The organism is Spongiibacter sp. IMCC21906 (assembly GCF_001010805.1).
Lineage (GTDB): Bacteria > Pseudomonadota > Gammaproteobacteria > Pseudomonadales > Spongiibacteraceae > Spongiibacter.
This window is the reverse complement of record NZ_CP011477.1, coordinates 3,451,102-3,468,984: the sequence shown is the minus strand read 5'-3', so window position 1 is coordinate 3,468,984 and position 17,883 is coordinate 3,451,102. Positions and strand designations below refer to the sequence as shown.

At 50.3% G+C, this 17,883-nt stretch carries 10 protein-coding genes; 3 read left to right on the top strand and 7 right to left on the bottom strand.

Annotated features, from left to right (window positions below):
- Positions 1-45 precede the first annotated feature (45 nt).
- The 4 genes from IMCC21906_RS16930 to doeB2 all read right to left on the bottom strand — a co-directional run bounded on the left by IMCC21906_RS16930 (position 46) and on the right by doeB2 (position 3,053).
- Complete coding sequence (locus IMCC21906_RS16930) at positions 46-564, bottom strand: aminopeptidase P family N-terminal domain-containing protein (protein ID WP_047012994.1); 519 nt, start codon at positions 562-564, stop codon at positions 46-48.
- Positions 561-1,361 carry an aminotransferase class III-fold pyridoxal phosphate-dependent enzyme gene (locus IMCC21906_RS17170; RefSeq protein ID WP_255353584.1) on the bottom strand — a complete coding sequence of 267 codons (801 nt, stop codon included), beginning with the start codon at positions 1,359-1,361 and terminating at the stop codon, positions 561-563. The genes IMCC21906_RS16930 and IMCC21906_RS17170 overlap by 4 nt, the downstream gene beginning before the upstream one ends.
- A complete protein-coding gene (locus IMCC21906_RS17165; protein ID WP_255353583.1) occupies positions 1,316-1,795 on the bottom strand; it encodes an aminotransferase class III-fold pyridoxal phosphate-dependent enzyme in 480 nt (159 codons plus the stop codon). The genes IMCC21906_RS17170 and IMCC21906_RS17165 overlap by 46 nt, the downstream gene beginning before the upstream one ends.
- A 91-nt stretch (positions 1,796-1,886) precedes the next feature.
- Entirely contained in the window at positions 1,887-3,053 is a 1,167-nt protein-coding gene (gene doeB2 / locus IMCC21906_RS16010; RefSeq protein WP_047010435.1) for a N(2)-acetyl-L-2,4-diaminobutanoate deacetylase DoeB2, read from the bottom strand.
- A 697-nt stretch (positions 3,054-3,750) separates the two neighbouring features.
- Between doeB2 and ggpS the strand changes: the two genes are divergently transcribed.
- The 3 genes from ggpS to IMCC21906_RS16495 all read left to right on the top strand — a co-directional run bounded on the left by ggpS (position 3,751) and on the right by IMCC21906_RS16495 (position 10,728).
- Complete coding sequence (gene ggpS / locus IMCC21906_RS16005) at positions 3,751-6,030, top strand: glucosylglycerol-phosphate synthase (protein ID WP_047012993.1); 2,280 nt, start codon at positions 3,751-3,753, stop codon at positions 6,028-6,030.
- A 223-nt stretch (positions 6,031-6,253) separates the two neighbouring features.
- Positions 6,254-7,300 (top strand): OmpA family protein, encoded by a 1,047-nt coding sequence (locus IMCC21906_RS16000; RefSeq protein WP_052763596.1) that lies wholly within the window; start codon positions 6,254-6,256, stop codon positions 7,298-7,300.
- A 23-nt stretch (positions 7,301-7,323) separates the two neighbouring features.
- Positions 7,324-10,728, top strand: coding sequence for a thrombospondin type 3 repeat-containing protein (locus IMCC21906_RS16495; RefSeq protein ID WP_052763595.1), 3,405 nt, complete (start codon positions 7,324-7,326; stop codon positions 10,726-10,728).
- Between the two features lie 1,300 nt (positions 10,729-12,028).
- Here the strand turns inward: IMCC21906_RS16495 and IMCC21906_RS15985 are convergent.
- From IMCC21906_RS15985 to IMCC21906_RS15975, 3 genes are all read right to left on the bottom strand, one after another.
- A complete protein-coding gene (locus IMCC21906_RS15985) occupies positions 12,029-13,585 on the bottom strand; it encodes a sodium/solute symporter (protein ID WP_047012991.1) in 1,557 nt (518 codons plus the stop codon).
- Positions 13,586-13,769: 184 nt separating this feature from the next.
- Positions 13,770-15,368, bottom strand: coding sequence for a phytase (locus tag IMCC21906_RS15980; RefSeq protein ID WP_047012990.1), 1,599 nt, complete (start codon positions 15,366-15,368; stop codon positions 13,770-13,772).
- 77 nt (positions 15,369-15,445) lie between these two features.
- On the bottom strand, positions 15,446-17,677 hold the full coding sequence (locus IMCC21906_RS15975; RefSeq protein ID WP_052763594.1) for a TonB-dependent siderophore receptor: 2,232 nt from the start codon (positions 17,675-17,677) through the stop codon (positions 15,446-15,448).
- Positions 17,678-17,883: the final 206 nt, after the last annotated feature.

The following is a 17,883-nucleotide window of genomic DNA, read 5'->3' as shown; positions in this document are numbered from 1 at the left end:
TTTCGTTTTCTGTCACGCCGGGTTCGCAAGCAGCAATGCCCGCCTTCATGCCAGCCTCAGTGGCAACTGCTGCCCGGTGCATAAGCTCGATTTCAGCGGGCGATTTACAGATCCGTCCTGCTCTACAATACCAAAACAGTCCAGCAGCTTGGCTTCTCTCAGCGTGGTGTGGATGCGGTCCTGTTGGTAAGCCGGGAAAAAATAGCTGTTTCGTTCATAGCCTATACGTTTTTTGTCCAGACCAAACTCGCGTAGCGCATCCACCAGCATTTGAATGGCGTCGCCGGTATCGGGATAGGGCCGGGTGCGCTCTACCCAGGTTCGAGCGTGGACATTGGATTCTTCCAATGCCCTGGTGATCATAAATGGTTCATCATCCAGCGGTACCACCAGCGCCTGAAAGAAGGAGTAGCCGGTGGTCTGGTAATCGGTGAGATACATAATGTTCTCAGGATCGGTAATGACCACGGCATCTAAGCGGCGCTTTTGTATACGTTGGCGCAGCGCGGCCAGTCGCTGCTCGTATTCGGCAAACTCAAAGGTCATATCATCGCGTTGTTTCATGCGGCCTCCATGATTTCTGCGGTGGCTTGAACGAGAATATCCAGCGCGGTGTTCAAGTCGTCATTGGGGATGGTTAAGGGCGGAATAAGTTTGACCACTCGGCCGCCGCTGCCACAGGCTGAAACGAGAAGACCGCGACCAAAGCATTTGGCGACAATGGCTTTGGCGAGATCGCCATTGCCAACATCGACGCCAATGATCATGCCTTTGCCTCGAATTTCTATGCTGTCATAGCGATCTGCCAGGGCGTCGACGGCACCGCGCATGGTGGCGGCTTTTTGCGCCACTTCTTCCATTAAGCTTTCGTCTTCAAAATAGCTCAGGGCTTCTGAGCCAGCGACAAAGGACAAACACTGACCTCTAAATGTCCCGGTGTGCTCGCCTGGTGACCAGTGTTTATCAATCTCTGGTTTGACGAGGTTCATGGCCATTGGCGTGCCCATGCCGCCGATGCCTTTGGCGAGGCAGATAATATCTGGGTCTAGCCCCATGCCGTCAAAGCTGAAGTAGGAGCCAGTGCGACCGCAACCGGCCTGAATATCATCAAAAATTACGAGCGAGCCAAACTCTTTAGCCAAGTCGCACAGATCCTTCAGCCACGCCTGGCTGGCAATATTGACGCCGCCTTCGGCCTGAATTGGTTCTACCAAAAATGCGGCCGGAGGCAACATGCCGCTGGAACTGTCGCTATACATGGCCCGTAGTTGAGTAATAGTGCTGTCTTCGCCAAAGGGGTAGTGTTTGACATGTTCTAATGGAATGCCTGCTGCCCCCGAAACGCTTGGTTTGCAGTACATGCCAGTGCACCTAGCGTCATGCCGTGAAAGCCTTTGGTAAAGGCGATGATTTCTCGGCGTCCTGTCGCGCGGCGAGCAATTTTTAATGCGGCTTCAACAGAGTTGGTGCCCGTGGGCCCCATAAACTGCATTTTGTGATCCATGCCGCGGGGGTCCATTATGGTTTTGACAAACCGTTCCATGAAATCCCGCTTAGCAGTGGTGTGCATGTCCAAACTGTGGGTAACGCCATTACCTTGAATATATTTAATAACGGCTTGGGTCATGCGCTCGTTGTTGTGGCCAAAGTTAAGTACCCCGGCACCGGCAAAAAAATCGATATATTCATTGCCGTTCTCGTCGGTTTGGCGGGCATTGAATGCCTTATCAAACACCACTGGATAGACTCGGCAATAACCCCGGATCTCGGATTCGCGCTGTTCAAAAATACTCATGTCTTTCCTCCTGCGGTTTTTAGAATTTTGTCGCTGGGGACAAAATAGACGCGTCGTGGTGCGTCAAGGTAACGATAGTTTTGATGCCCGATTAGTTGGGCGTAGGTAATGCCGCGCCGACTAAGCGGGCATAAAGTTCGGTAACAAGTGGTATCAGTTTGTCATTAAAGTCGTAGTGGGGACTGTGGCAAGGGTAGGCTTCTTCGTCTGCCTCGCCTGCGCCGATTAAGGCAAAGGCCCCAGGAATTTCTTGCAGGTAATAGCTGAAGTCTTCTGACGCCATAATCGGCGTGAGAATATCGTTTGCCATTGCCGCGCTACCAAAAGCGTCTTGCCAGCAGCTGCGAAGGCGTTGGGCTTGCTGGGCATGATTAATGGTGGCGTTGTAGCGAGGGATGATTTCTACCTCGCAATCAACCCCATAACTGGCCGCGGTTTGCTGGCTTATTTCACGAATAAGCTGATTTACTTCGTCCCGGGTTTTAATGTCGGGTACTCGAATACTGCCGCCGAGTTCTGCTTGTTGCGGAATAATCGTCGCCCCGCTTGGAGCATTAATGGATGTGACGCTGATTACGGCGGCCCGTTGGGGTGCTAGGCGCCGAGCGACAATTTGCTGTAGCGCAAGGGTGATTGCACTGGCGGCCAATACGGGGTCTTTGCATAATTCAGGTTGGCTGGCATGACCACCTTTGCCATTCAGTTTGATGCGAAAGGTGCCGTTACCACACATTACAATATCGTCTGGGCAAGCCAATTTGCCAAAGGGGATGGCGGGCCAGTTATGCCAGCCGAAAATTTCATCCACGCCCTCTAAGGCACCGTCGGCGATCATTTCCCGCGCGCCGTGGCCCCCTTCTTCGGCGGGCTGAAAGATTAAAGTGACTGGCCCCGTGAGTTGATCTTCACTGTGTTTAAGCCACTCTGCGGTTGCCAGCAACGTGGCGGTGTGACCGTCGTGGCCGCAGGCATGCATGCAACCCTGATGTTCGGAGCGCCATTCTTTGTCGGATTTTTCAGTGATGGGAAGTGCATCGATATCGCCTCGCAGGGCAATGTGCTTACCGCGCTTGTGTTTACCGAGCGATGCGACAGTGCCGGTTTTGGCGCAATCTCGCCAAGAGATATCCAGTGAGCTTAACGCTCTGCGGATTTCTGCAGCGGTACGGTTTTCCTGCCAGCCTAGTTCGGGATAGCGGTGGAGCTCCCGACGAAAGGTCTGGGCCGAGGTAATGATGTTATTCCAACGTTCGGACATGCTCCTCCCTATTATTCTCCAGTTCTGCACTGGCATGTACGATCAAAGCACGTTTTGCCAACGGTTTACCACCTTGGAGATCGCTCGCTTGTAATAGGCGATTCATGATCAGGTGTCGAACTTAGCAATTCAGCTCTAATACTAGACCCGAGGCAAGACTTGTTCCAACCAGCTTTTGGGCAGGGGCGTTTAGCTTTAAATGCCCACCTGCTGGTGGTGCTGGAGCCGTGATACTTAAGTGCTATAGCGTTGGTATGTGGAAAAGCCAGAAAGTTTCTTGTTTGTGTAGAAAGAGCGGGGACAGGCCTAAACGGGCGTGACGCTCTTTTTTGGTGCAGCAAGGGGTGCCGGGGAGAGTCTGAATATCACTGCGTTCCATGTCAGTTGAATAGACTTGCAGGAAAGCGCCGTGAGGCCTGCTTTTAGCTTTGCGCGGCATAAAATCTGCATGATCAGGTTTATTGCGTTTCACCGCCAAGCTGAAGTGCTAAACGGATTTTTGCTTGGTTAATCAAGGTCTTCGGATCAGCCTTTACTGGTTTCTTCCTTCATGCAGTGAGGATGTTTGTGCGCCGTCTCGCGGTGCTAGGAGTGGCTCGAACGAGTGAGTGCTCCCACCAACATAGGTCCGTGGACCATACGTCAGGCATCGGCCTGGGGAATGCCCCGGCGCTGTTGCAAATCACGGGAATTGACTATGTTGTTAGCAACCGATTTAGACGGCACGTTTTTGGGGGGGACTTCTGAAAATCGCCTTCGTTTATATCAGATTATCGCCGCTCACCCCGAAATTGAACTGGCATTTGTCACCGGTCGTGGACTGGAATCTGTATTGCCATTATTAGCCGACCCCACCATTCCTGAACCGGATTATATTATTTGTGATGTGGGCTGCACGGTAGTTGATGGTAGTACTCAGCAGCCGATACAACCTTTGCAGTCCGATATCGACAAGCTCTGGCCGGGTGAGCACGTTGTCGAAGCTGCCTTGGACGGTATTAACGGCCTGCAACGCCAAGATGTGCCGCAGGAGCGTCGTTGCTCCTATTTTTGTGAGCCTGAAGCGGTAGATGCGGTGCGAGCCCCCTTGGCCAAAGCTGTTGCCGCATTAGATTGCGATCTACTGTATTCCGCAAGTTGGTATTTAGATATTTTGCCTAAAGGCGTCAATAAGGGTTCGACCCTGACGGCATTGGTGGCGCATTTGAACATTCCCCATGAAGAGGTGTTGGTGGCGGGGGATACTCTGAATGATCTGTCTATGTATGAGCAGGGCTTTATCGGTGTTTGTGTAGGTGAGTCAGAGTCAGGTTTGCTGGAAGCGACCGAAAGCCGGGCGCGGGTTTTTCATGCCTCGCTGAGTGGCGCGGGGGGAATTTTGGAAGCTATCCGCCATTTCGGCTTTTTAGGCACGGCCGGTTTGGATGCCGAGGCCCGAGACATTCTGGAGCCCGGCAAGGCGGACTTGGTGATGGTGTATCACCGCCTGCCCTACGAAGAAGTGGTAGAAGATGGTGTCATGATTCGGCGCAGGCCTGCCTCGCCCAATGGCATTATTCCTACCTTATTGAGTTTCTTTGCCGACGGCAAAGCGGGCTCGTGGGTGGCGTGGTCGGTGCATGACAATAAACAAGGCAAATTTGAAACCCACACCGAAGTTGAGGCTAGTCGTTATCCAAAGTTGGTGGCAGCGCGGGTTCCTTTAAGCAAAAAAGACATGGATATTTTTTACAAGAAGTTCTCTAAGGAGGCTTTTTGGCCCACCTTGCATACTTTTTGGGAGCGAGCGAGTTTTCGGGAAGATCACTGGGAGGTTTATCTTAAGGTAAATCGACTGTTCGCGGAGCGTACGGCGGCAGAAGCAGCGGCAAATGCCGTAGTTTGGATACATGACTATAACCTGTGGATGGTGCCAGCCTTTTTGCGTGAGCTGCGCCCAGATCTAACCATCGCTTTCTTCCACCATACCTATTTCCCTTCAGCGGATGTTTTTAATGTGCTGCCGTGGCGCCGGGATATCGTGGGTAGCTTGTTGCAGTGTGACTATATTGGTTTTCATATTCCCCGCCAGGCCGAGAATTTTGTCGATGTTGCCAGAGGGGTGATGCCATTAGAAACGCTTGATCGCAAAGGCTGTGCTCCGCGCTTTTATACCTATGGCTGTGCGGTGGGGCTGGAGGAAATGACCACCAAGATTGAAGTAAATGGTCGCTGTATTGGCTTAGGTGCTCATCCCGTCGGCCTGGATATTAGTCGAGTGGAAAGCGCATTGGCGTCAGTGAAAATTCAAGAACAAATGCAGAAATTGCGCGCCGATCTTGCTGGAACGCGGCTGGTTTTGTCGGTGGAACGACTGGATTACACCAAGGGCACCTTGGAAAAACTGCAGGCCTTTGAGTCTCTGTTGGATGCTCACCCAGAACTGCATGAGAAGGTTACCTTGGTCACGGTCTGCGTTCCCGCCGATCAAGAAATGACAATATATCGCAAGCTTCAAGTGCAAATAGAGCAAGCCGTTGGTCGTATTAATGGCCGCTTTGCCAAGGTGGGTTGGACCCCGGTTCAGTTTTTCTTTCGCAGCTTTCCCTTCGAAGAGCTGGTGGCTTATTACGCTATGGCCGATGTAATGTGGATTACGCCTCTGCGAGATGGTTTGAATCTGGTCGCCAAGGAATATATTGCCACTCAAGGCCTGACTGACGGCAGCGGTGTGCTGGTGCTCTCAGAGTTTGCGGGTGCCGCAGCCGAGCTGCGGGGCGCCGTATTGGCTAACCCTCACGACCCAGCAGAATTGGCATCAACCTGTTATCTGGCTCTGACTATGAGTCGAGATGAGGCGCGAAGTCGGCTTAAAGAAGCTTTCGACGTTGTGCGACATTATGATATTCAGTTTTGGGGCGATGAGTTTATGGGCGCGGTGTATGCCTGTCGTGATCGCAATCTTGCTGAATCCAAACAACTTACTCATGTTGCTTAGCGTTATAGCTTTATTTTTATGGGTTAAGTTACAGTGTTATAGCCTAATTACTCACTATCTTTGTTGAGTGACAGTGAGGATTGGGCTACCATCCGAAAACTACCAATTCACCTTGGCTGAATTTCTGCGTTTGAGCCAAGATGAAAGCTATTTGCAGGACGCATCGATAGATGGCTGAACGGACGCCATCGCGATAACAAAAAAACTATAGCTAGGGGTTACAATGCGGAGAGTTCTTTTTGCTGCCTTAATTGGCATGTTTGGTTTGTCCTCGCCTGCGATGGCGGCCAGCGATATTGCCCGCCCTCATTTATTTGTGATGGGTAGTCTGACTAAAGTCGACTCCAATCGAAATACCGAATCCAGCAACAACGGCTGGCAGATTGGTTTGGGGTATCCCCTGACCGATCATCTTTACGTGGAAGGCATCTACTTCGACAACGTTTTTGAAACGGGTGATAACCAAGGTAGTGATTATTACCAGCGTGGTGGTGGCCTGGATTTGCACTATAGCTTTGGTGATAGAGAGTCTTTTACGCCGTTTATCTTAGGTGGTATTGGTGGCGTAAGTAATGACGTGGTTCCTGACTCTTTAGATGAAGACTCCTTTTATGCCAACGTCGGTGCTGGCTTTGTTGGTCGACTCTTTAACCTGAAGTGGCTGCGTTATCGAGCCGAAGTACGGTACATTCACGACGACTATTTAGATGGCATGGGTGATGTGCGCGGCGCGGTTGGACTAGAAGTCGCCTTGGGTGAAACATCTCGTCCCCAGCCTCGAGAGCGAGTCGTTGAGAAAGTCGTTTATAAAGAAGTCCCCGCCCGCCGAGTCGACAGTGATGGCGATGGTGTGGAAGATAGTCGTGACAACTGCCCGAATACGTTACCGGGAGCCCGGGTCGATGCTCGAGGCTGTGTTATCGAAAGCCAGACCATTAATATCGATAACGTCACGTTTGAAACCAATTCTGCAGAGTTAACCCTCAACGCCAAAAATATTCTGGGCGCGGCGTTGGCTTTTTTACAAAGCCAGCCCAATCTGAATGCTGAAATTGCCGGACACACCGACAATGTCGGTGCGGCTGCGTATAACCTGCAGTTGTCCCAGCGCCGGGCCGAATCTGTTCGCGCTTTTTTAATTCGCAATGGTATTGCAGCCCGACGTACGGTTGCTCGGGGCTATGGCGAGACCTCACCAATAGCTAATAATTCTACCGCAACCGGGCGCGAGGCTAACCGCCGCGTCGAATTGCGATTGATCCCTAGATAAGAAAAGAAGTCGAGGAGCAGGAAATGCAACTTAGTAAACTTATCGCTGCGCTATTAATGTCCAGCGCGCTCAGCCTGCAGTTGGTGGGGTGTAATTCCGCGGATAATGATAGCGGTGGTGGCACAACACCACCGCCAGCGGCAACTGATACCGATAACGACGGTGTAGTTGATAGCGAAGACAATTGCCCAAACATTGTCAATGCAGACCAAGCTGATGCAGATAATGATGACATTGGTGATGCCTGTGATTTTCTGGATGCCGATGACGATGGTATTGCGGACGACATCGATAATTGCCCAACCGATGCCAATACCAATCAGCGTGATACGGATGACGACGATGTTGGTGATACCTGCGATACGGACGATGACGGCGATGGTGTCAATGATGATGTGCCCGACAATTGTCCGTTAATAGCCAATGACAATCAGTTGGATGCTGATAACGATGGTATTGGTGATGCCTGTGACGACTCCGATTCTGATGGGGTTTTCGACCTGAGCGATAACTGCCCCAGCGCGGCCAATGCAGCCCAGACCGACTCTGACAATGATGGTTTAGGCGATGCCTGTGATGGTGATGACGACGGTGACGGTGCAGATGATGATGCGGATAACTGTCCTGCGGTTTCTAACCCGCTGCAAACTGACACTGATAATGATGGTGTCGGCGATGCTTGTGAAACCGATTTTGACGGTGACGGCGTAGACGATACTGCGGATAACTGCCCGCTGGTGGCCAACCCCGGTCAAGAAGACACCGTGGATAATGACGGTGTCGGCGATGCTTGTGATGACAGCGACGTCGGCGCAGGTGACGGCATTGTTGATGCGGTAGATAACTGCCCCTTGGTGCCAAACCCCGATCAGCGTGATACCGATAGCGATGGCGCGGGTGATGCCTGCGATACCGACGACGATGGCGATGGCGTCAACGACGGTGAACCTGATAACTGTCCTTTGGTTGCCAACCCTAACCAAACAGATTCAGACGGCGATGGTACTGGTGACGCTTGTCAGGAAGACCGCGATGGCGATGGTTTAACCAACGGTTTTGATAACTGCCCAACCGTGCCTAATGCCAACCAGAATGATAGTGATGGGGATGGTATTGGCGATGTCTGTGACGACTCGGATAACGATGGTGTTTTAGATCCATTCGATAATTGTCCTGCAGATGTCAATGCATCTCAAAGCGACATTGATATGGATGGGCAGGGCGATGCTTGTGACCAAGATAAGGACGGTGACGGCGAATTAAATGATGCCGATAACTGCCCATTGGTTGCTAACCCAGACCAAACCAACACTGATGGTGAAGGCCAAGGTGATGCTTGTCAGGATGATGAAGACGGCGACCTGTTTGAGGACGACTTCGATAACTGTCCGATGACCGCTAACCCTGGTCAAGAAGATGAATTTGATGGCGATGGTATTGGCGACGCCTGTGACGATTCGGATAACGATGGCATTTTTGACGGAGCGGATAACTGCCCCGCTGATGCTAATACCGACCAAACTAATACCGATGCCGGTTTTGCCGATGGTGACGCACAAGGTGATGCCTGTGATGTTGATGATGATGCAGATGGCATCTTGGATACCTCAGACAACTGCCAGTTTGTGCCGAATTTTGATCAAACTAATTCAGGAACCAATACAGAACTAGGCGATGCCTGTGAAGGTGATGGCGATAGTGATAACGTTATTGATGATGTTGATAACTGTCCAACTGTCCCCAATGAAGCCCAAACCGATTACGACCAGGACGGTATCGGTGATGTCTGTGATGACGATTCAGATAATGACACCGTCAATGACGATGTAGATAACTGCCCGCTGCCTAATCCTGATCAACAGGATAGTGATGGCGACGGTGTCGGCGATGCCTGTGATGTGGCGGCAATTGCCTCCAACTTCCAGTGTTCCGCAGGCTCACCTGTTGGCACTACCGTGACAGCAGTTGAAACGGGTCTGGTTTGTACACTGACTGACTTGTTGACTGACCCTCTGGTGGAAGGTTGTGGCGTTACATCTCCTGACAATGCGATTGATAATGACCTCGACTCGTTCGCCATCGTTAACTATAACGTTGGTCTGTTGGACGCCTTGCTAGGTGATGGTGGTCTTAATCTGACAGGTTCACAGACCCTACAGGTCAACTTCCCTGAAGCTGTTGAGGCTGGTCAAGTAGTCGGCTTTATTGTCACCGTACCCGGCGGCACAGTGGATTTGAGCCTGTTACGTAACTTCACCGTTAGAACTTACTTGGATGATGTGCAGCAAGAGGGTGCAGGGGTGAATGAAAACACCTCTATTGCTCTACTTGGTCAAGGTGTTGTGCAGAGCAACTCCGCACAGGGTGGTTTTGTAGGTCAATTCCCAGTTGACCCAGATGCTTTCCCTGACTTGGAGTCCACGACCTCTGAGGCCAAATACCTGCTGGGCTTTATCAGCACTAGCGATTATGACCGGGTTGATTTGGTTGTTGATGCGCAGGTGCTGACCGTAGATCTCAATGAAGCAATCTATGTTTATGAAGCTTGTACTGCTGCAGAGCGGGTAATTCTTGATCCCAACGCGCCAGAAGATCCATCTGCTATTGACCCTGCGTTGTTGACCGAGCTATTAGGTGAGGGCTTCTTGCCTGAGCCGCTAGCGGAAGCTATTGAAAATGGCTTGGATCCAGAGCAGTTAGCAGAATTGTTCCCAGAGCAACTGGCTGATCTGCTGGATCTGCTTGGCAACGATGATCCAACTGCTGGCTTGGCAACATTGTTGGAGCTGTTGGGTGACAATGATCCTAGCGGCGGTTTAGACACCTTGTTGGATGCTCTTGGTGAAGACCCTCAGCAGGCTATTACTGAGCTGTTAGCAACATTGGGTGGTGAAGAGGGCCCATTGGCGGGTCTGAGCGTGTTAACCGATGTGCTTGAAGGTCTTGGTCAAGATCCTGAGGCCGCTATTGCTGGCTTGCTTGAATCGCTTGGTGGTGAAGAAGGTCCCTTGGCTGGCTTGGATGTGCTAACTGATGCACTTGAAGGCCTGGGTGAAGACCCTCAGAACGCTATTACTGGGCTGCTTGATGCACTGGGTGGTGAAGAAGGTCCTTTGGCTGGTTTGGGTGTGTTAAGTGATGCACTTGAGGGGCTAGGGCAAGATCCACAACAAGTGATTGCTGACCTACTTGGCGATCTTGGCGGCGGCGATCCAACCGCTGGACTGGATGTGTTGACCGATGCTTTGGAAGGTTTGGGTGAAGATCCTCAGGACGTGATAACCGGGCTCATTGAAACCTTGGGCGGTGGTGAAGGCGGCCTTGATGCCTTGGCCGGTATTCTTAACCCCGAAGATCCAGCAGCTGGCTTGAGTTTTCTTACCGATCTTTTGCCAGGCTTGTTAGATCTGCTTCCTATTCCCGGCTAAACACGTTTCATCGCTTAAGCAATCTAAAGGGGTAAGGTAACTTACCCCTTTTTTTGTGCGCGACATTTATAAAAGTGAAGTCGGTGGAGCGTTAACGTTATGCAGTGTCATGCCACGAGCATTACCTCTGTAAATTTGTGTGGCAACGCTTGGTGTAGAAGCACTGAACAACGCCAATCTTGGCTATTGAGTAATGGAAAAATCTATTATTGCCGTTGCCTTTTACCGAAGTTCAGCTTCACTGAAGCTAGCTGCTTACTATTAAGCTTTAGAATTTTTGTATAGAAATTCCATGCTGTATGGCCTCCTCTAGGGGGTATGGTGGTATTTCTGGATCCCGGCTCAAAAGGCCGGGATGACCTAGCGGTTAATAAAATTTGGGAGTTGACGTATTTAGCAGCATAAAAAGTTATGGAATGAGCAATGCCACTATCGTATTTTTGTCTCGGTTTTTGCCGAGCTTCAGCTTCATGGAAGCTAGTGACTTACCAGCAAACCTGACTGTGGTATATGCAATTCCGGGCTGGATGGCTTCAGCTACAAGGGGTGGTACTGCTGGATCCCGGCTCGGAGGGCCGGGATGACCTGGCGGTTAATAAAATTTGGGAGTTGACGTATTTAGCAGCATCAACAGTTATCGAATGGATTAATGCCACACTCATATTTTTGCCGCGGCTTTTATCGAGCTTCAGAGTCATGGAAGCTAGTGACTTACCAGCAAACCTGACAGTTTTATATGCAATTCTGTGCTGGATGGCTTCAACTACAAGGGAGTTATGGTGGTATTGCTGGATCCCGACTTAAAAGTCCGGAATGGCTTGGTGTGTAAGAAAATTTGGGAGTGAATGTGTTTCAAGCCCAAAAGTTGAAGGCATGGCTAATGCATCACTGTGTTGTCACCCCGGCCTTGAGCCTGGGTCTAGTGTTTCCGGCTCGGTCAGATGCCTAATAAACTTTGCGGTAATTGCGATATGAAAAGCTCTTAAAGGTAGGTTTCGGCTAACGTCGAGGAATGGGGAGGTTGATGCGCCTCCGCTCAGGGGGGTTAAAGAGTATTTATTTTATCGGACAGAATTTTGAGACTTGCATCTCAAAACGAAGATGCTTAGCTGCTTTTTCTTTCTATGACACACAGGCGCTATTCTTTGTTTGTCTTGCGGGGCGTAAGCTAGATTTATGCTTTAGCAAACGGCTGCAACAAAGCTTGCTAAGCGGGAAGTCTCCACTATGGTTTATGCTCAGTTTTGAGTTTTCGGGGTTCGCGTCTGCGACCCCTTTTTTTGTCCGTAAGAAATACAATTCACCAAAATAGAATAAGCATGGCTAATGTCAGCAGTGTGATGAGAGCAGCCATTATTTTGTTTTTTGCTGATATAGGTACTGCTTGTTGGCTCGTTATCTCAAGCTGGGTTTGACGGGGTTTTTGTGCTGACAGCCATTGAAAAAGATAAATAACCAGTACAGTTAGCGCAAACAGCAAGCCCGCCACAATGGTGAAATGAATACGATGCCAGTCGAGTTGCGCGCCAATAAAAAGAACAAGCGAAATAGCATGGCCACAAATAGTCCCGTTAAATGCTGCATTGCTTGAAACGGATCGACTGATAAAGCCCACCGCAAACACCGCCACCAGTGGCGGGGTGACGTAGGCAAAGGCCTGCTGCAAATAGGCAAATAGACCGGGAAAATTATCTATCGCGGGTGCCCATATCGCCGCTAAAACCATTAGCGTTAATGTGGTGTAGCGTCCCCAGCGGGCCATTTGTTCCGGGTTGAGTTCAGGTTTTTTTGGTTTTACAAAATCGACCATAAACAAGGTTGAGGCGGAGTTGAGTGCCGAGTCAACGCTGGACATAATGGCAGCCATTAATCCTGCCAGCATCAAGCCTGCGATCCCTGGTGGGGCAAATTCGCTGATCAATCTAGGAAAGACTGTGTCGGCGCGGTCAAGGTCGGTAAACAGGGCCGCGGCCATGGCGCCGGGTAATACCATTAAAAATAACGGTAGCAATTTTAAGGCAGCAGCGAGTAGGGCGCCTTTGGCTACAGCATCAGTGCTTCTTGCCCCCAGCAAACGTTGGGCGACGTATTGGTTCATGGTCCAATAATAAAAGCCGAGAATGGGCAGGCCGATTAAGGTGCCGAGCCAAGGCAGCGCGGGGTCATCTAAAGGCCGAATTAACGACATGTGCTTGGCATCGACAGCGGCGGTAACTTGCTGCCAGCTGTAATCAAACTGGGCAAAAACCAAGGTGCTGAGTACCGCGGAGCCCAGTAACAAGACGATGGCTTGCAGCACATCAGTATAGGCAACGGCTCTAAGGCCACCAGCGGCGGTGTAGACGCCGGCAAATAACGCCATGACCGCACAAGTAGGGCCGAGACTTAAACCCGGTACAAAAAGCATTAACACCAAGGCGCCAGCGTAAAGACTGCCTGCGGTATCTAAAACCACGCTCAAAAAAAGGGATGTTGCCGAAAGGTATTTGCGAAGCCTTGGATCAAAACGACGTTCAAGAATTTCGGGTACGGTAGTGACTCGTTGGCGAATAAATACGGGGGCAACAAAAAATGCGCTGAAAAGGAGTACCAGCCCGGCCATCCATTCGTAATTGGCTACCGAAATACCGTGCTCCCAAGCAGCGCCAGGAAGGCCGATAAGGGTTGTTGATGAGATATTTGACGCAAACAGAGATAGGCCAATCACCACCGGGCCAAGGCTACGCCCGGCCAGAAAAAGTTCCTCCATATCAGGAGCGCGACGGGTTAATTTGATGCACAAAGCAATAACCACAAGGGCATAAGTGGATATTACAACGTAATCGAGGGAATGTAATGTGGAGGCGGTGTTACTCACCGTGGCGACTCCTAACGGCTCTCCTTTTTAACGCGGGGTTTGTAGTCGTATAGTTGTCCCCGCAGCGTGATAATAAAATATGCAGGAATTAGACCAGCCCCTGGTGCGCCAGGGGCTTAATGAAGACTGTATTAAAGCGACGGCTATCGCTCTGTAGAGAGTAGGTCTTGCCTGCTTGAAAGCGCTAGTTGCTTACAGTGGGTGACGCTATAGGTGGTAGCAGGGCCTCTAATTTTTGCCAGTCTATTAGCTTAAAGTTTTGATTGGCTTGGGGGCTGCGGTTACGACCATCTTGCACGACGAGTACGCCTTTTGGGTAGCCGTTTAGTGGCAGGCTAGTGACTGCAAGTCCATCGGTTTCTGAGCTGCCATCAATGCCCCGTAGATAGTCGGGGCCAATTTTAAATTTCAATAATTGCTGCCAGGGATTGATGCTGTAGATGATATAGCTGTCATCCCCTTGGCTGGAGGCAATAAGCAAGGGGCCGCGTTGTGGGTCGTGATAAATATCAAGACCTTCAACATCGGCTATTAGGTCGCCGGTTTCGATACTTTCTAGCAGGCTTTTTTCTTTATCGTCTAATGCAATGCGCCAGATTCCTTTATCTTCCTGACCGACATAAAGTACATTTTCATCTGTGGCATACACGCAGCCTTCGGTTTGAGAGTCAAAGTGGTAGCTGTGCAGGCGTTGCTGATTTGTTGCCGTTTTGTTGAGCCGCCAATGTTCAACCACTTTTTCTGAGTCACCGACAAAGACGTTAATATTGCTTAGGGCGTCTTTTCCCATGCATAAGCCATAGGGATCATCCAGGGTAAGTGGGATGGCTCTTAAAAATTTGAGCTGGTTGTTTGATTGCTGGGCAATGTAGAGGTCTATACTTTTTGCGGTACGGTTGCTGGCGGCGAGCAAATAACGATCTGAGTCCAGTGCCACCGCGTCGACATTATTAATACGTCCCCGTGGTTGAAAGTGAATTTGCTCACCGTGTTGGTTATACATTCTGAGCCCCCGCTGCTTGTCGGTGCCCGCAATCCAAAAGCTGCTGTCCTGCCAAACCAGAATGGCGGGATCGTCGGCGGCATCACCATGATTCTCAACCGAGGTAGTTTCCATGTTGGCGATGACGTGGGGAAGAGTGTTGTTTGGCTTTAGTCTTGTGCTAGCGCTTATCTCGTCGCGCTTAAGTGCTGCGGCATAGGCTTTATCGGCCGTATGATTAGCGGGGCGCAAAATGCCGTCATTTTCTGGATTGCGGTCTAGCTTTAACACACCCAGGTAAGGGTCTTTTAAATAAAGCTGCGATTCACTCAGCACGCAGGATTTAATATCCGGATTGCTGTTCAGTTGCCTGACGGGGATAAGTGCGGGGCTTGCTTTATCACGTAACCAATAATGAAAAATTCGACCATCGCCATCGCTGATAAACACATCCTCGACGCCTTTTTCTATGGGTGCAAAACAAATGGCGTCGATGTCATGGTCTAGGCTGGCAAGTTTCACGCCGTTAACGAGGCCTTGAGAGGGCTTACCCTTCCATAGCTCCGGCGATTCTCCCTGCCCCCACATTAAAGTGCTACCGCTTTGAGCCAGTGCTTCAATCTCGGTGTCGCTACGCCAAACTGGCGTTTTGTCACCGCTGGGGCTAATCATAATGATTTGTTTGTCATCAAAATCAAAGCGGGATACGTCTTGCTTAGAGTTGTTTAAGGTATTTGTTCCGCAGGCACTCAGACCCAAACTCAGTGCGATGGCAATATAGCCAGTAAGGTGTTTATTCATGGTTGCAGCTCTATTCGTTTTGGTGATTGATGGGCCGCCGATGCCATTGGCAGCCCTGGTCAGTTAATTACCTTGGCTTAAAAACGGCCTCGGAGCGTCAGGATGATGGCGGGACTGGTTTCTTCTACTTCGGTCTCGCTGCTTGCAGGCTCGCCAGCGCGGTAAGCGTCGCCGTCATCGTACTCACGAATGCGTTCGCGTTTTTCGGCGTCCAGTAAATTTTGACCCGATAAGCGCAATACGTAGTCGCCATTGGCAAAACGTTTTTCGATAAACAGCTCCAGGTTGCCATCGTAGCTAATTCGATTTACTTCACCGCCTTCAAATTCTTCGCTGTCGCCTTGGCGCTGGTAGCTCATGCCGTAGCTCATATTGACGTTGGGCAATTCGTGTTCAAAGCCAATATTGAAAACATACTTGGCTTGGCCGCTAAACCGCCGTTCTACGCCCTCAAGAAAGGCATCTTCTATCTCGGAGTCCAAATAGCTGATATTGAGAAAACCTTGCATATTAGGCAGTGCTAGCAAGGTCATGGGGCTACTGGCATCAAACTCAATGCCGGTGATGCGGCCGCGATTGTTATTGTTGATGGCGCGAATCAAGTCAAACTCCGTTCCGCCCGAACTAATCTCTTGCTGGGTTAGTTCAATTAGATCATCAATTCTGCGATAAAAAACATTGAGTCCCATTACACCCTTGTCGCCAATAAAATGATCAAAGCCCAGGTCGACACCCCATGCGGTCTCTGGATCAAGCTGGGGATTACCCTGAAATTTTTCGTCGTCTATGGTGAGAGTGACGGGGTTGAGCTGGTCAAATTCAGGGTAACGCACCGTTCTGGCAATGCTCAATCTCGCTTGATTTTGCTCACTTAGGTGCCAGCGCAAATGCGCGCTGGGGCTCCACTGCAGTTCTTCTTCATCACTGCGAGAAACCGAGCCATCAAAATTGGCACCGCGAATATCTTGTTTACGAAATTCACCGCGAACCCCAATTTCCGTTTCAAATTTTTCGCTTAAGCTCCAGCGGCTGGTAGCAAAGATATCGATCCCGTCTGTGGTGGCGTCAAAGTCGGCAAAGTCATCGTTCTCGTCGTCCAGCTCGCCTTCGTCATTGAATACGACGGAAGAAAATTCTCTTTCTTTTGTAGAAAGCTCTGCGCCAAGTTTGGTTTCTAATTTGCCTTGGCCGAACTCCCATTTTACGCCATAGCGCTGTTCGCTATCGTCGATATCAATAATTTCCCGTTCATCCAGCTCCAGGGGCTCACCGATGTCTGACTCGCTGTTGGTTTCGGTTTTATCTTCGGTAAATTGGTTGCTGCTGACGTATAAAGTCAGGGTGCCACTGCCGGTTTCTATCTGGTATTCGCTACCGACGTTAATATTTTTTTGCTCGATTTCTTCCAGCTGGTATTCGTTGCTCTGTTCGTCAAGGTTAAATGGACTGTTCGCATCGTCACGCTCAAAGGCTGAGACCAGGACTTTTTCGACCTCTTCTCTTTCGGTGTCGACATAAAAAAGATTAAAACTGAGCTTTTGGCCCTCTGCAATCTTAAAGCTGATATCCCCGGCCAGTGAAGCATCTCGACTGTCTCGGGTATCTGATTCGACGGTGTCTTCTCGCTCGTTTTCTTCTACGGCGCTGGAGATTTTTTCTTTGGGGTTGTAGCGCTCTTGAATATTGGCTGAGAGACTATATTCGGTGTTGCCCTCTACGCCGGTAAAACCAATAAAACCGCTGCCATCGGTTTCGTCCATATGGACCGCGCCAACACGCCATACACCACCTTGGTATTTCGCGCCTTCTTTCAGAATGATATTCAATGTGCCGCCAATACCTTGGCTGGCAATATCACTGCTGGGGCTGCGAATAATTTCAATTTTCTCCACCATTTCTGCCGGAATCCGGTCAACGGCAATCGCGCCACTGTTTTCTTCGCCGGGCAAACGGCGACCGTTAATCAGCACCTGGGTATATTTTGAGTCCAGGCCCCGCAGACGGGGTAAATCGTATTCGCCGACATCACTGGTAAAGCTGACACCGGGAACCCGCTTGAGCATATCGCCTACCGAGATAGGTTCAAAGCGTTGAAAAAACGCGCTGTCGTAAACCAGTTTGGGTGCAGGGCTGTTCACATGATTGCGGCGCACCACTCGTTTGGCGATGACATGCACTGACTCAGGGGTGGCTTTGTTTTCAGTAGTGGGGTTATCAGCGGCCAAGCCATTTGGACTTAGACCGATAATGAGCAATGACGAGGCTGCGAGTTGTAAGGCGGTTCTGTGGGGTTTTTTGATTAAGTTCATATTGGGGCCTGCTAACGGTATGCCGGTTGGATTACCGCAGCAAGCTAATGCAGAGATGTGACCGTTCGTTGACAGTGGTCAGCAAGACGGCTGGAAAACAGGGCTTTTAAGTGGTGTCAGCCGCTTTGTGAGCTGATATGACCTTTATTTGAAACATAGCCTGCCTACACTTTGGGGATGTTTTTGGGCATTTTTTGCCAAGGATA

What these genes read in the sequence shown, in the direction of transcription:
- IMCC21906_RS16930 (WP_047012994.1), bottom strand. Translation starts at nt 564, where the DNA reads ATGAAACAACGCGATGATATGACCTTTGAGTTTGCCGAATACGAGCAG.
- IMCC21906_RS17170 (WP_255353584.1), bottom strand. Translation starts at nt 1,361, where the DNA reads ATGTACTGCAAACCAAGCGTTTCGGGGGCAGCAGGCATTCCATTAGAA.
- IMCC21906_RS17165 (WP_255353583.1), bottom strand. Translation starts at nt 1,795, where the DNA reads ATGAGTATTTTTGAACAGCGCGAATCCGAGATCCGGGGTTATTGCCGA.
- doeB2 (WP_047010435.1), bottom strand. Translation starts at nt 3,053, where the DNA reads ATGTCCGAACGTTGGAATAACATCATTACCTCGGCCCAGACCTTTCGT.
- ggpS (WP_047012993.1), top strand. Translation starts at nt 3,751, where the DNA reads ATGTTGTTAGCAACCGATTTAGACGGCACGTTTTTGGGGGGGACTTCT.
- IMCC21906_RS16000 (WP_052763596.1), top strand. Translation starts at nt 6,254, where the DNA reads ATGCGGAGAGTTCTTTTTGCTGCCTTAATTGGCATGTTTGGTTTGTCC.
- IMCC21906_RS16495 (WP_052763595.1), top strand. Translation starts at nt 7,324, where the DNA reads ATGCAACTTAGTAAACTTATCGCTGCGCTATTAATGTCCAGCGCGCTC.
- IMCC21906_RS15980 (WP_047012990.1), bottom strand. Translation starts at nt 15,368, where the DNA reads ATGAATAAACACCTTACTGGCTATATTGCCATCGCACTGAGTTTGGGT.
- IMCC21906_RS15975 (WP_052763594.1), bottom strand. Translation starts at nt 17,677, where the DNA reads ATGAACTTAATCAAAAAACCCCACAGAACCGCCTTACAACTCGCAGCC.